Raw genomic sequence first — 13,242 nt, 5'->3', positions numbered from 1 at the left:
GCCTCCCGCGGCCGCTCGAGACGAAGGACGCCGTGTGGTCTGGTACGACCGGCGCACCCACTTCCACCTCGGCGCTCCCCCGGCTGCCGTGTTCGACGCCATGGTGGATCCCCGCGGCTTCCTCGCCGGCTGGCCGCGGGTGACCGATGTGCAACGCCTGGTCACCGGAGGCGACGACGGGGTCGGCGCTGTGCATCGCGGCACGATCGCCGCAGCCCTCCCCTACACGCTGACCTGGGAGATGACCACGGTTCGCGCCGAGCGGCCGGGACTGATCGAGTGGGAGGCACGCGGCGACCTCGAGGGTCACGGCCTGTGGCGCATGTTCGCCGTCGACCGCGGAACCGACGTGCGGTTCCGGTGGCAGGTGCGCACGACACCGGGTTGGATGAACGTCCTGGCGCCGCTGGCACGGCCGGCGCTGGTGTGGAGTCACGACCGCGCCATGCGCGACGCCGCCGGGGCGCTCGCGGACTACCTCGACGTCCCGGTGTCCGGGTTCTGGGCCGGCTGATCCGCGAGCAACCGCAGGACCTCGTCGTCGCTGGTCTGCGCGAAGTCGGCGTACCACTGCCCGACGGCCCGGAAGCGGTGGGGAACGATGGGACAGACGACGTCGTCCGCCTCCTCGCGCAGGTGCTCGACGCCCGCGGCGGAGCCGACCGGGACGGCGAGCACCAGCCGATCCGGCCCGCGGGTGCGCACGGCCCGGCAGGCCGCAACGGCCGTCGCTCCGGTCGCCAGCCCGTCGTCGACGACCACGACGGTGCGGCCCGTCAGGTCCGGCAGCGGCCGCCCGCCCCGGTAGCGGTGCACGCGTCGCTGCAGTTCCCGACGTTCTGCAGCCTCGACGGTGGCCACGGCGTCGTCGTCGAGGCGCAACCGCTCGAGCATGGCGGGATCGAGCACGCGTACGCCGTGTTCCGCGATCGCGCCGATGGCCAGTTCCGGCTGGCTGGGAGCGCCGAGCTTGCGGACGACCATGACGTCGAGCGTCGCACCGAGCGCCGCCGCGACCGGCGCAGCGACCGGTACCCCGCCCCGCGGGAGCGCCAGGACGACGGCCGGGGTGCGCGGGCCGAGCGACGACAGCGCCTCGGCGAGGTGCTGCCCCGCATCGGTGCGGTCGCGGAACTGCATCGGCTCCCGAATCGTGCTGGCTCAGTCGTCCTCGGTCACGTCGAGCAACTCGTACGAGGTGGTGATCGCGATGGCGTCGCGGATGGAGCGTGCGACCGGGCACTTGTCGGCGTGGAATCCGTGGACACGCTCGATCTTGCCCCGGTCGGCGTCGGCGTCCACCTGCAGCGCATAGGCGGCGTGCACCCGCTTGAGGACGAGCGTGCCGCCGTCCAGCTCGACCTCGCCGGTGATCTCGGATCGGAGACGACCGCCTCCGGCGGGGATGCCACGTGCCTCGAGGGCACCCCCGAACGTGCCCGTCAGTCAGCCACCGGCGGCGGCGACCAGATAGTCGATGGTCGTCGCGTCCGGCCTGAAGTCGTCGGGGCCGACGCCGTAGTGCTCGGCGATGGCGCCGTGGACACCGAAGGTGACGGGCTCGTCGCGTCCCGGCAGCTGCGCCGTACGCAGCGGGCCGCGGTCGCGCACGATCGTGACCTTGGACGTGTAGGCGGGCTCACCCACGGGCTTCCCTCTCGTCGACGTCGGCCCATCCTGCCGCACGGCGGCGCGCACGTCCACGCTCTCCACGCGCAAGGTGGGCGCTCAGGTGGAACGGGGGTCGAGGCGGCGGCTGCGCTGGTCGACACCCGGTCCCCCGTAGGGCCAGTCCGCCGGCGCCGGGTCGCTGGTGTCGTCCAGGCGCTGTACCTCGGCGTCGTCGAGCACCAGGCCCGCGGCCGCGAGGTTGTCGTCCAACTGCTCGGTCGTACGGGCGCCGAGGATCACCGACGTGACCCTCGGTCGCTGCGCCACCCAGGCCAGCGCGACCTGGGCCATGCTGACGCCACGGTCGTCGGCAATGGCGCGCACGGCGTCGATGACGTCCCAGGTGCGCTCGAGGGGGCTGCGCCGCGCGTACGCCTCGACGCCGCGCTCGGGGTCCTCGCCGAGCCGCGTCGCGCCGGTCGGCACCTCGTCGCGGCGGTACTTGCCGGTCAGCCAGCCGCCGCCCAGGGGCGACCACGGCAGCAGGCCGAGCCCGTTCGCCGCGCAGGAGGGCACGATCTCCCACTCGATCTCACGGACGAGCAGGCTGTACTGCGGCTGCAACGTGACGGGCACCGACCAGCCGCGGAACTCGGCGAGGTCGACCGCCTTCTGCACCTGCCAGCCGGTGAAGTTCGACAGTCCGACGTAGCGGATCTTGCCGGCGCGGACCGCGTCGTCGAGGAAGCGCAGGGTCTCGTCGAGCGGTGTGACCGGATCCCAGCTGTGAACCTGGTACAGGTCGATGGTGTCGAGGCCGAGCCGTGTCAGCGAGGCGTCGAGAGCCCGACCGAGATGGCGCGCGGACAGGCCCAGGTCATTGACGTCCCTGCCGGTCGGGAAGCGCGCCTTGCTGGCCACCACCATCGCGTCGCGCACCCGCGCGGGTCGATCGGCGAGCCAACGGCCGACGATCTCCTCGGAGCGGGTGCCGGCGTACACGTCGGCGGTGTCGATCAGGTTGCCGCCGGCATCGGCGTAGCGGTCGAGTTGTTCGTGGGCCCCGGCCTCGTCGGTCTCCTCACCGAAGGTCATGGTGCCCAGTGCGAGGTGCGAAACCACGCAACCACTGCGTCCGAGTGTGCGGTACTCCACGAGCGCCTCCTCCGGCAGGTAGGGACCGCCGACGCTATCGGCGACGCCGCGACCGCGTGGGCCGAGAGTCCCGGCCGCAGAAGGGTCCATCGCCCCTACGAGCGCACCGGCAGCGGTCGTATCGTCGCTCTCGGTGAACGACTCGCAGACCGACGCGAGCGGGGGTCGCGCGGTGGGCCTCCCAACCACCACCGACAGCGCGACCACTACCCAGGCCGCCCCGGCTCTCTCCCCGGGGCGGCCTGCTCTCGTTCGCGCCGACCGGGAACCGACGCGGCCAGCGACCCCGCGGTGATGCCCGTACGACGGCTGCCGCAAGGTGATGCGGGGACGCGGTGGTGCGGCCAGCCGGAGGTCGACCGCTCCCTCGCCGCACGGCCGGGGCGGGACGACACCACGGTGGGTGCCGCTTCGTAGCCTCGATCCTGCTCAGGGCGGCCGAGCCGCGGCTGCCCCCACCCGACGGGGACGCCGTGGCCGACCTGCACCACGCGACGGCCACCACGATGCTCGCGCGTCTCGCCGACGGTTCGCTCAGCAGCCGGGACCTGGTCGAGCTCCACCTCGACCGCATCGAGCGGCTCGACCCCGACCTGAACGCGCTGGTCACCGTCGACGCCGACGGCGCGCGACGGCAGGCCGACGCACGCGACGCTGAGCGCCGCGACGGACGGCTGCGCGGCCCCCTGCACGGCCTGCCGATGACGGTCAAGGACGCCTTTGCCACCGCGGGGCTGCGGACCACCGCCGGCCTGGAGGCGCTGGCCGACCACGTACCCGACGACGACGCCCTCGCCGTGGCACGCCTTCGCCGCGCCGGTGCGATCGTGCTGGGCAAGAGCAGTTGCCCGGCCGGCGTCAGCGGCCAGGAGACCGGCAACGCGTTGGTCGGGACCACCCGCAACCCGTGGGACCGCTCGCGCACCACCGGCGGTTCCTCGGGGGGCGCCGCGGCCGCGCTGGCCGCCGGGCTGACGCCGCTGGAGCTCGGCAGCGACCTCGGTGGGTCGATCCGGCAGCCGGCGGCGTTCTGCGGCGTCTTCGGCCACTACCCCACCCACGGCATCGTCCCGGCGCGCGGCCACCTGCCCTCCTTCCCGCCCGACGACCTCGAGGCCGCCGAGGACCTGATGGCGGTGGGGCCGATGGCACGGTCCGCCGAGGACCTCGCGCTGGCCCTGGACGTGTTGGCCGGGCCGGACACGATCAGCGGGCGGGGTTGGCGCCTCGAGTTGCCGTCGCCGACCTTCGCCTCGCCGGGGGAACTGCGTGTGGCGATCTGGAGGAACGACGACGACTTCCCCGTCGACCGCGCCGTCCGTGACGGCATCGCACTCGCGGCGGCGGCGCTGACCGACGCCGGCGCGCGCGTGGGCCATGAGGCGCGGCCCGACGGTTCGCTGCGGGAAGCGGAGCGGGCCGGCTTCGACCTGTGGGTCGCGGCGTCCAGCGCCAGCCTCTCGGACGAGGACCTCGCCGAGCAGCAGGACCGGGCCCGCGCGGCGGGCGAGCGCGACGACCGGGTCGCCCGACGCGCCCGCGCCGCCTCCATGACCCACCGCGACTGGCTGCACCTCGACACCCGTCGGCGGCGGCTGCAGCGGGCCTGGGAGCGGCTGTTCGAGCGGTTCGACGTCCTCCTGTGCCCGGTGGTCCCCGTCGTCGCCTACCCGCACGATCCCGACCCGACCAGCGTCGACGAGTTCGACCACCGGGCCGCACAGACCATCGACGTCGACGGGCACCCGCGCCCCTATCTGGACCAACTGGTGTGGACCACCGTGATCGGGTCCGCCCGCCTGCCGGCGACCGTGGTACCGGTCGGCTGCTCCGCCGACGGTCTGCCGGTCGGCATCCAGGTGGTGGGGCCGCCCTTCGGTGACCGGACCACGCTCGCCGTCGCGGGGATGCTGGCACGCCTGACCGGTGGGTTCCGGCCGCCTCCCGGCTACGAATAGCCACGCCGGGCGCCGTCGGCTCAGGTCCAGGTGTCGGGATCGGGCTCGTACCCGAGGCGCGTCGCGGTCTCACGTACGGCCGGGTCGCGCAGGACCGGGTCGAGCACCGGGGCGTTGTCGCGCCAACGTCCGGGCCGCGGCGCGGCGGTCGCCATGACCACCGGCAACGGCGACTCGCTGGTCAACGGCCCCGGGGCGATCCCGAGGAAGTCGGCCACGGCACGGAGCGCGGCTCGACGGCCGTTGCGCGGCCCGGTGAGGTCCTCGAAGTGCACGACATGGCGGGCGACGTCGAGGTGGTTCGCGCCGGCGATGGTGGCCTCGTTGGCACGGCACCACTGCTCGGCGCAGACCTCGGGCAACGAGCGCGCGGTGAGCTCGCGCCAGTCCGGCGGCAGGTCGAAGCACCAGTGGTCGGCGCGCTCCTCCGGGACGTCGAGCCCGTCGATGTGCAGGCCACCGGGCATCCGACACGTCAGGAAGTCGGGGTGCAGCCAGCCGTCGCGCAGCCCGTTGACGGAGGCGGCCGGGTTGCGGACGAGGTGGAGCACGCGGATGCGGGCGGCCGGGAACAGCGACGCCAGGAGCGGCAGGCGGAACGCGTTGCGGGGCGTGGACAGCACGACCGGCAGCGACGCGGTCTCGGCCGGCGTGGCATGCCGCCACGGGCCCGGCACCACGAAGGGCGCCATCTCCACGATGGTCGCCGGGGGACCACCGAAGGCCCGAGGTTCCGGCACGCGCAGGTCCGCCGGCAGGTCGTAGCGAGCGGGGTCGATCGTGGGGTGCTCTGCCCGCATTGCCGGCAGCAGGCACGAGACGAACCACGTGTCGAGGTCGCCGCCCGGCACGCCGCACGCCTGCACCACGGCCGCGACGTGTCGTGGGTCGACCGCCTCGCCTGGCCACTGCATCGTGAGCCGCCAGGTGACGTGGTCGGCGAACGCCTCGACGTCGAGGCGTGCGGCGTCGCCGAGATCGACCGGTTGACCGAGGTCGAGCGCGAGCTCGGTCCGGGTCACCTCGCGCCCGGCCCCGTGTGCGACCACCGGGGACGGGTCGGCGACGAGGTCGGGGGCGACGTCGGGACCGAGGTCGAGGGCAGGGATCAGGAAGTGCGGGTTGATCTCGGCGGACGTCGACAGCAGGTCCGGACTCCGACGCAGCAGCGCTCCCAGCAGCGACGAGCCGCTGCGCGAGCTGGAGCACACCACCACGAGGTCCCGAACCCGATCGCACAGCTGCGGATCGGTCCGGCCGGCGCGGCGCTCACGGAGCGCCGCCAGGCGGAGGCCGACCTCGGCCGCCGTCTGCCGGCGGTCCGCGGTCAGCACCGGCGGCCCACATCGATCGGCACGGCTGCCCTCCGATGACATCGACACCGGACGGTAACCCTCCTTCGTCACCTGACCCGGCCGCGACCGGACCAGACGGTGGTGCCCCATGCGACCGTTCAGCGCGGCAACGGGCACGTCGCGACGGGGGTCGGGAGTCCGCGCACACCCGGCTGCACCGTGAACAACCCACCGGCACCGTCACCCTCGCCGCCGACGTGCGGTCCACCGGTGGTGATCCACAGCGTCGACAGGTCCGCTCCCCCGAAGGTGCAGCTGGTGGTGTGCGACGCCGGCACCTCGACGATGCTGGCCAACGCACCGTCGGGCGTGAAGTGCCACACGGCCGCGCCCGACCACAGGGCGGCCCACACACCACCCTCGGCGTCGACGGTGAGGCCGTCGGGCTGACCGGCACCGGCGGGGATCTCCGCGAACGGCCGGACCTCGACCACCTCGCCCCCGGGACCCAGCGTCAGCGCGTCGATCCTGCCCGTGGGCGTGTCGGCGTGGTAGAGCACCCGGCCGTCGGGCGAGAATCCCACCCCGTTGCTGACCGTGAGACCGTCGCGTCGTTGGTCCGCGCCGTGGGGCCCGATGCGGAACAGCCGGGCGCGACCGGTGGCCTCGTCGAGGTGCATGGTGCCGAGCCAGACGGCGCCGTCGGGGCCGACCGTGCCGTCGTTGCACCGCAACTCCCCCTCGTCGGACTGCAGCGGCACGACGAGCCGGGGCGGAGCGTCGGGAGCCGACTCGTCCCAGACCGCGAGGCCGTCACGGAGACCGAGCAGCAGCGTTCCACCGACATGACGCAGCACCGCGCTGACGACGTCGTCGTGGTCGAGCAGCACCGTGGTGCTGCCGTCGTCGGGCCCGTGCGCGAGCACGTCGCCACCCTCGATGTCGACGTACAGCAGCCGGTTGCCCGCCTCGTCCCACAGCGGGCCTTCGGCCAGGTCGGCGCGATGGTCATTGGCGAGGTGCGCGGTCAGGGTGCGGGTCACGGCAGGTCCCCCTGGTCGGTTTCGGGCCGCTCGACGTCGGCCGTTCCGGCGGCCGAGTCGCGGTCGGGTACAGCGTCGGTGAGCGCGGTCACGATGGCCTCGACGAGTTCGTCGGTGGGGGTCACGGCGTCGAGGTGGAGGTCGGCGATCGCGGCGAAGGCGGCGCGTCGTCGCTGGAGCAGCACGTGCGCCGCATCGGCCTCCAGGGGCCGTCGGTGGTCGCCACTACCCATGCGCGACACCAGGGCGGTGACCGGCGCGTCCAGCCACACCACCAGGGCACGCTCGGCGAGCGGCGCCTGACACCGCTCGGCCTCCGCGACCGAGCCGGCCGCGGCGATGACCGTGGGCGTGGTCGCCGACAACGCGTCGAGGAGCACCTCCTCCTCGAGGTGGTGGAGCCGGTCGACCCCGTCGGTGGCGGCGATCTGGGCGCCGGTGCGGCCGGTGCGGCGCTCGAGTTCGACGTCGCCGTCCAGCAGCGGCCGCCCCAGCCGGGACGCCAGCGCGGCGCCCGTCGTGGTCTTGCCGGCTCCCATCATCCCGACCAGCACGACGTGGGTCGGTGTCCGCGGCGGGTGGCCATTCATGACCGGACGGCGTGTCCGCCGAACCGCTGCCGCAGCGCCGCGACCACCCGCATCGCCAGCGGGTCGTCCTGGCGCGAGGCGAACCGGGCATAGAGGGCGGCGGTGATGACGGGGGCCGGCGTCGCGGTCGCGATGGCTTCCTCGACGGTCCAGCGTCCCTCGCCGGAGTCCTCGGCCCACCCGCGGATCTGCGCGAAGGTGTCCTCGTCCTCCATGGCGTCCACCAGCAGGTCCAGGAGCCAGGATCGGACGACGCTGCCGTGCTGCCAGCCGCGGAGGACGGCCGCCACGTCCATGCCGTCGGGACCGCCGGCATCCAACAGCTCGACGCCCTCGGCGAACGCCTGCATCATCCCGTACTCGACGCCGTTGTGAATCATCTTGGCGAAGTGGCCGGAACCGACCGGGCCGGCATGGGAGAAGCCACCCTCGGACGGGCGCAGGGCATCGAACACGGGCTGAAGACGCGCGACCGCGTCGTGGTCGCCGCCGACCATCAGTGCGTAGCCCTCGTCGTAGCCCCAGACACCGCCGGAGACGCCGACGTCGACCAGCGCGATGTCTTCGGCAGCGAGCCTCCGCGCCCGCGCCACGGTGACACGCCAGTTGGCGTTGCCGCCGTCGACGACGGTGTCACCCCGGTCGAGCAACGGGACGAGTGTCGCGATGGTGTCGTCGGTGGGGGCGCCGGCCGGCAGCATCAGCCACACCAACCGTGGCGTCGGCAGGGCCTCGACGAGCGTGTCGAGGTCGGCCACCTCGGCCAGGTCGGCGTCGCGGTCGTAGGCGACCACCTCGATGCCGCGATCGCGCAGGCGGCGGGTCATGTTGCCGCCCATGCGGCCCAGGCCGACCATGCCGAGCGTCGTCACGTCGTGCCTTTCGCGGGCGGCGGAGGTAGAGGCCTCCGCCGCACGCTACTGCCCGACCATGACGAGGACGAGGAGTCCTCCGACCACCGCGTACAGCAGCGCCGGCGCCATGGTCCGGCGCAGCACCTCGCCCTCACCGCCGGTGAGGCCGACGGTGGCGCCGGCCGCGACGATGTTGTGCGGACACACCACGTTGCCCACCGCGGCGCCATAGCCCTGCGCCGCGACCATCGGCGGCAGGGGCAGGTCCAGCGTCTGCGCGGTGGCGACCTGCAGGTCGGTGAACAGCACGTTCGAAGCCGTCGCGGAGCCGGTGACGAAGGTGCCGAGCACGCCGACCAGCGGTGCCAGGACCGGCCACGCCGCGCCCGCCCCGGCGGCGGCGGCCTCGGCCAGCGACTGGGTCATGCCGGCATGCACCATGATCCGCGCCAGGGACAGCATCGCGACCAGGGCGACGGTGACACCGGCCAACTGCGGGAAGGTGGTGCGAAGCGCGCCGGACACGGACCCCGCCCCGGCGCGGGTCAGCAGGGCGCCGCCCAGGAACGACACGCTGAGCAACGTGCCCGGGTGGGCGAGCGGCCGGAACGAGCCCGCGAAACCGCCGGGCAGCGACCACGCCAGCTCGACGGCCCGCAGCGGATCGCGGATCGGAGGCACCAGACGCGTCAGCAGCACGAGAGCGATCAGGACGAGATAGGGCGCGGCCGCGCGCAGCAGCTCCGCTCCCGTCGGCCGGCGCTCGACCTCGCGCTTGCGGGAGGCTTCCGCCCCGGGCACCGGTTGCGGGCCGGCTGGTGCCTGCGCCAGCCCGCGACGCTCGATCGGCGGCGTGGGCGGCGGCGTGGCCGGCAGGACCGGCAGCGCCGGTCGACCCACCGCGTCGCGGTGACGGCCGGCCAGCTTCAACGCCGCGACGAAGACGCCGACGCCGATGAGGGCACCGCCGAGGGTCGGCAACTCCGGCCCGACGAAGGTGGCGATGAGCCAATAGGGCACGAGGAACGCCACCCCGGCCAGCGCGGTCCAGCCCCAGATCGCACCTCGGGCGGGGCGGCCGACGGCCCGCGAGGCGATCAGCATCATCGCCACCAGCAGCAACCAGCCGCCGGCGAGGTGGAGACGCGCGGTCGGCGCCGCGATCTGCAGACCGGTCAGCCCGGTGGCAGCCACCTGCGGAACGATCGGCGTGCCGATGGCGCCGAAGGAGACCCCGATGGCGTGGCCGAGCATCGCGACCACGACCGCGTCCAACGGCCGGTAGCCGACGCCGACCAGGAACGGTGCTGCCAGGGCCACCGACGCCCCGAACCCCGCCGCGCCTTCGACGAAGAGCGCGAAGAACCAGCCGATCAGCAGGGCGAACAGCCGAGGATCGGCCGCGAGACCGGCCAGCGCCAGGCGCAGCCGGTCGGTGGCGCCGGTCGCGACCTGCAGGTGGTGGATCGCGAGCGCCGGGATGACGATCCACAGGATGGTCGCCGAGGTGAACAGCGCCTCGCCGAAGGTGCCGAGAAAGGCGCCGGCGCCCGGCGCCTCCGCAGGCGAGCCCCGTCCGAGGTCGAACGCGACGACGGCGATGGCCAGCGCCAGCGCCGCTCCGACCAGCCCGGCCCGCGACGCCGCCCAGCGACGCCCCACCATCAGCACCAGCACCACCATGATCGGGATGCCGGCCCACACTGCCGCCACGTGCCCTCCTGGATCGGCCGGAACGCTAGACGTGCGGGATCAGAGGCGGCGAGTCAAGGTGAACCCCTGCGCGAAGTACCCGTCTCCGTCGAGGACGGAGGCGCCCTGGTCGTCGCCTCCGAGCGTCGGACCATTGGCCGAGCGGCGTGAGTGCAGGAACCGGTGGTGGCCGCCGTCGTCGAGGCCGACGTAGATGCCCACGTGGTCGATGCGTCCGTCGCGGTCGTTCGGCGAGTCGAAGAACACCAGGTCACCGGCCTGCAACGCGTCGTCCGCGACCGCACCTTCGGCATCCCCGTCGGCGATCGGCACCACGCCGGGCGCCGAGGCCGCCTGCTCGAACGAGCGTCGCGGGAGCGACGCGCCGCCGTCGGGGCGCAGCGTCATCGGCAGACCCATGCGGTGCCCGAAGACGATCCGTACGTAGCCGGAGCAGTCGAGGGCGCGGTACTCCTCCGGGTCGGCGGGATCGATGCGGCCGGCATAGTCGGCGTCGACGCCGAGGAAGTCGTGCCAGTCCGCACCGACCGGTCGCGAACCGTCGGGCTGAAGGGGGCCGTACTCGGCGGCACCCGAGACGAGCGCGCCGTCGGCGTCGTGGACGTCGGGAGCGTCGTCGAGGTACTGCGTGCCCACCTCGAGCACGTCGGGCGCGCGGTCCTCGACGGCCGCCTCGAGCCAGGCCTTGTCGACCACGCCGTCGAAGGGCTCGGCGAGCAGGCGCACCCACACGTCGGTGGTGACCGCATGCTCCGCGCCGGGCTCGTCGAACGTGCGCTCCTGCCCGGCGACCGCGGCGGTGCGGGCGCCGTCGGTGAAGGTGGCCAGCCAGGCACCGTCGGCATCGGTGACCACGCTCCGGGCCGGATTCGCCAAACGGGTCACGCCGAACGTCGGCGCCGACCGCGCCTCCCGCTCGCTCACGCTCGCCGCCACCCCCGACACGTCCGGCGGCTCGTGGTCACTGGCGGAGGCGCCGTCACCGGCCTGGACACCAAGAACCAGGACCGTGACCAGCAGCAGGGCAGCAGTCGAGAACAGGCTTGCGCGCAAACGAACACCCCGTGACGGAACGGCACACGCGGCGGCCGCGTGGCAACAAGCGGACGGGCGCCGGCTCGGAACCGGGAGCGCCCGTCGGACACCATCGAAGGTACAGAGGGTCCGCGGCCGCGCAAATGGCGGCCGCACGACGCGCCTCGGGACGGCCAGGTGAATTCGCCGCTCCGAAGGCCAGGGTGGATGGCACGGTGAGGCACGGCGGTCCGCCTACGGTTCCCACGGGACCTTGCGGACCCGCCGCAGGGCGGCCGCGGATGGAACACCGGAGCGCCGATGGCCGACCTCCCCATGCAGTCCAGCGACGACGTGGTCACGTTCGTCGTCGCACTGACGTTGGTGGCGCTGCTGATCGTCGGTGTCGTGGAACGGCGACGCAACCGTCGCCACCTCGCGGCGGTGCCGTTGCGGATCAGCGTCAACGGCAGTCGCGGCAAGTCGACGGTGACCCGGCTGCTGACCGGCGCCCTGGCCGAAGGCGGCCGTCGGCCGCTCGGAAAGACCACCGGCACCGAGCCGAAGCTGCTCCTCGGCTGGTCCGGCGAGGAGGTGGACGTCCACCGGCGCCCGGAGGGTCCCAACATCAGCGAGCAGCGGCTGGTCAACCACCGGGCCGTGCAGGAAGCGGCGGACACCCTGGTGGTCGAATGCATGGCGATCGACCCGGAGTACCAGCTGACGTTCCACCGCGACCTGCTGGACGTCAACCTGCTGCTGATCTGCAACGCACTCGACGACCACCTCGACGAGATGGGACCGACGATCGACGACGTCGCCGAGGTGTTCGCCGCCAGCATCCCGTTCGGCGGCAAGCTGGTGGTCATCGCCGATCGTCTGCTGCCCACCTACACCGAGGTGGCCCGCGAACGCGGGACCGAGGTGCTCGTCGCCGACCCGGACGCGGTGGACGAGGACTACCTGGCCGGGTTCGACCATCTCGTGCTGGCCGACCACGTCGCGCTGGTGCTCGCGGTCACCCGGGACCTCGGCATCCCCGACGAGGTGGCGATGCGCGGCATGCGCAAGGCGCCGGTGGACCGGTACGCGATGCGGGTGGTCCCCGTCGGCGATCCCGACGACCCGGCGTTCTTCGTCAACGGGTTCGCGGCCAACGACCCCACCTCCACGCTCGCCGTGTGGAAACACCTCGCCGATCGGTCGCTGCCCACCGACGCATTGACCGTCATCGTCAACTGCCGGGAGGACCGGATGAACCGCACCCAGCTGTTCGCCCGGGACGTGCTGCCCCACCTGCCCATCGACGTGCTGGTCGTCGTCGGCGGCCAGACCGGCCCGATCCTGCAGGCGGTCGCCGACGGCGACGTGCAGGCCGCCGAGGTGATCGACCTCACCGACCAGCCGCCGGAGCGCGCCGTCGAGGCACTGGACGGTCAGCTCAGTGGCCGGATCGTCTACGGCGTCGGCAACCTGCATGGCGGGGGGACCCAGCTGGTCGCCGCGCTCGAGGCGCTCGCCGTGGACACCTCGACGACCCGAGGAGCCGCCTGATGTTCGGAACCGAGCTCTACCTGTCGCTGGTCATCGGCGTGGCCGTCAGCCTCGTCTACGCCGAACGCACCGGTGTCATTCCCGCCGGCATGGTCGTTCCCGGCTACCTCGCCCTGGTGCTGGACCAGGTGCTGTTCGTCGGCGCGATCTTCCTCATCAGCTTCTCGACGTTCCTGGTGGTGCACTACGGCGTGTCGCGCGTGGTGATCCTCTACGGCCGCCGGCGCTTCGTCGCGATGCTGGGCATCGGCATCCTGCTCAAGCTGGTGTTCGACTACCTCTACCCCGCCCTGCCCTTCGAGGTCTACGAGTTCCGCGGCATCGGTGTCATCGTTCCCGGGCTGGTCGCAAACAGCATCGCCCGCCAGGGGCTGCCGCACACGCTGATCTCCACGCTGCTGCTGTCGGGCGTGACGTTCCTGCTGGTGTTCGCCGTCAACCTCGTCATGGCCTGA

General features: G+C 73.2%; 14 protein-coding genes. 4 read left to right on the top strand and 10 right to left on the bottom strand.

Going from position 1 to position 13,242, the window contains the following annotated elements; genetic code table 11:
• Positions 1-34: 34 nt before the first annotated feature.
• Positions 35-514: an SRPBCC family protein gene (locus ACERMF_RS14740; protein WP_373669873.1), complete on the top strand. Its 480-nt coding sequence runs from the start codon at positions 35-37 to the stop codon at positions 512-514.
• Here the strand turns inward: ACERMF_RS14740 and ACERMF_RS14735 are convergent.
• From ACERMF_RS14735 to ACERMF_RS14720, 4 genes are all read right to left on the bottom strand, one after another.
• Positions 475-1,140, bottom strand: coding sequence for a phosphoribosyltransferase (locus ACERMF_RS14735; RefSeq protein WP_373669872.1), 666 nt, complete (start codon positions 1,138-1,140; stop codon positions 475-477). The two genes, ACERMF_RS14740 and ACERMF_RS14735, sit on opposite strands and share 40 nt — an antisense overlap.
• Before the next feature lie 21 nt (positions 1,141-1,161).
• Positions 1,162-1,326 (bottom strand): hypothetical protein, encoded by a 165-nt coding sequence (locus ACERMF_RS14730; protein WP_373669871.1) that lies wholly within the window; start codon positions 1,324-1,326, stop codon positions 1,162-1,164.
• A gap of 120 nt (positions 1,327-1,446) precedes the next feature.
• The gene (locus ACERMF_RS14725; protein WP_373669870.1) at positions 1,447-1,647 is read right to left on the bottom strand and encodes a hypothetical protein; all 201 of its coding nucleotides are present in this window, start codon (positions 1,645-1,647) and stop codon (positions 1,447-1,449) included.
• 81 nt (positions 1,648-1,728) lie between these two features.
• The gene (locus tag ACERMF_RS14720) at positions 1,729-2,766 is read right to left on the bottom strand and encodes an aldo/keto reductase (protein WP_373669869.1); all 1,038 of its coding nucleotides are present in this window, start codon (positions 2,764-2,766) and stop codon (positions 1,729-1,731) included.
• 473 nt (positions 2,767-3,239) lie between these two features.
• Between ACERMF_RS14720 and ACERMF_RS14715 the strand changes: the two genes are divergently transcribed.
• The gene (locus ACERMF_RS14715; RefSeq protein ID WP_373669867.1) at positions 3,240-4,724 is read left to right on the top strand and encodes an amidase; all 1,485 of its coding nucleotides are present in this window, start codon (positions 3,240-3,242) and stop codon (positions 4,722-4,724) included.
• A 20-nt stretch (positions 4,725-4,744) separates the two neighbouring features.
• Here ACERMF_RS14715 and ACERMF_RS14710 read toward each other — a convergent pair whose 3' ends face one another.
• The 6 genes from ACERMF_RS14710 to ACERMF_RS14685 form a co-directional block, all read right to left on the bottom strand.
• On the bottom strand, positions 4,745-6,106 hold the full coding sequence (locus ACERMF_RS14710) for a sulfotransferase (protein ID WP_373669866.1): 1,362 nt from the start codon (positions 6,104-6,106) through the stop codon (positions 4,745-4,747).
• Between the two features lie 71 nt (positions 6,107-6,177).
• Complete coding sequence (locus ACERMF_RS14705; RefSeq protein ID WP_373669865.1) at positions 6,178-7,062, bottom strand: SMP-30/gluconolactonase/LRE family protein; 885 nt, start codon at positions 7,060-7,062, stop codon at positions 6,178-6,180.
• Entirely contained in the window at positions 7,059-7,652 is a 594-nt protein-coding gene (locus ACERMF_RS14700) for a shikimate kinase (protein WP_373669864.1), read from the bottom strand. Before ACERMF_RS14700 ends, ACERMF_RS14705 begins: the two co-directional genes overlap by 4 nt.
• Positions 7,649-8,524: a phosphogluconate dehydrogenase (NAD(+)-dependent, decarboxylating) gene (gnd, locus tag ACERMF_RS14695; RefSeq protein WP_373669863.1), complete on the bottom strand. Its 876-nt coding sequence runs from the start codon at positions 8,522-8,524 to the stop codon at positions 7,649-7,651. The genes ACERMF_RS14700 and gnd overlap by 4 nt, the downstream gene beginning before the upstream one ends.
• A gap of 45 nt (positions 8,525-8,569) precedes the next feature.
• On the bottom strand, positions 8,570-10,219 hold the full coding sequence (locus ACERMF_RS14690) for an L-lactate permease (RefSeq protein ID WP_373669862.1): 1,650 nt from the start codon (positions 10,217-10,219) through the stop codon (positions 8,570-8,572).
• 39 nt (positions 10,220-10,258) lie between these two features.
• Positions 10,259-11,272 carry a C40 family peptidase gene (locus ACERMF_RS14685; protein ID WP_373669861.1) on the bottom strand — a complete coding sequence of 338 codons (1,014 nt, stop codon included), beginning with the start codon at positions 11,270-11,272 and terminating at the stop codon, positions 10,259-10,261.
• Positions 11,273-11,554: 282 nt separating this feature from the next.
• Here ACERMF_RS14685 and pgsB point away from each other — a divergent pair, with 282 nt between their 5' ends.
• Both pgsB and pgsC read left to right on the top strand, forming a co-directional pair.
• Complete coding sequence (gene pgsB / locus ACERMF_RS14680) at positions 11,555-12,787, top strand: poly-gamma-glutamate synthase PgsB (RefSeq protein ID WP_373669860.1); 1,233 nt, start codon at positions 11,555-11,557, stop codon at positions 12,785-12,787.
• Complete coding sequence (gene pgsC / locus ACERMF_RS14675; protein ID WP_373669858.1) at positions 12,787-13,242, top strand: poly-gamma-glutamate biosynthesis protein PgsC; 456 nt, start codon at positions 12,787-12,789, stop codon at positions 13,240-13,242. Before pgsB ends, pgsC begins: the two co-directional genes overlap by 1 nt.

Origin of the sequence: Egicoccus sp. AB-alg6-2 (assembly GCF_041821025.1) — a bacterium.
Classification (GTDB): Bacteria; Actinomycetota; Nitriliruptoria; order Nitriliruptorales; family Nitriliruptoraceae; genus Egicoccus.
Note: the sequence above shows the minus strand (reverse complement) of the source record. Positions and strands in the feature narration are given on the sequence as shown.